Consider the following 611-nt stretch of genomic DNA (forward strand, 5'->3'; position numbering starts at 1 on the left):
GCCCACCCGAAAGGCCGAGGCTCCGCCCGTCCCGGACGCCGCCCCCGAGGCGCCCCCGACTCGCAAGGCCGGTTCCGGCCTGGTCTTCCCGTTCCAGGCCTTGCCGCCCGCCGCCCTGTTCGAGCGCGGCGGCGTCGCCACGCTGGTGTTCGAGACCGCCGAGCCCGTCACCGTCCCGGCGGGCAACCAGGGCCTCGCACCCGTGGGCGCGCCGACCCGGACCGGACCGGTCACGGTCCTGCGCTTCAGGGTGCCGCCGGGTCGGCTGGTCGATCTGGCCGCCGTCACGACAGGAACCGGATCCGCCTGGGAGCTGTCGGCCGGCGACACGCTGAGCCCGAGCGACACGCTCGATCCGGTCCGGAAGCCGGATCCGTCGGGTCGGATCACCGTATCCCTGGCGCTGCCCAGGCCCGGATCGGCCACGTGGCTCGACCTCGACGGCGAGCGCATCGCGGTGGTCGCCTCGGCGGCGCAGCGCGCGATCGGCAATCCGAAGAGCCGCCGCTTCGTGGATTTCGAGATCCTGCCGAGCCGGCACGGCGTCGCGGTGCTGGCGAGCGCCGACGACCTCGCGGTGCGGCCCCAGCTCGACGCGGTCACGATCGGCC

Annotated in this window: 1 pseudogene; it reads left to right on the plus strand. The window is 75.1% G+C overall.

Going from position 1 to position 611, the window contains the following annotated elements:
- Positions 1-611, plus strand: a pseudogene (locus FV228_RS31995) (hypothetical protein); the annotation flags it as partial.

It is taken from the genome of Methylobacterium sp. WL18, assembly GCF_008040015.1.
Taxonomy (GTDB): domain Bacteria; phylum Pseudomonadota; class Alphaproteobacteria; order Rhizobiales; family Beijerinckiaceae; genus Methylobacterium; species Methylobacterium mesophilicum.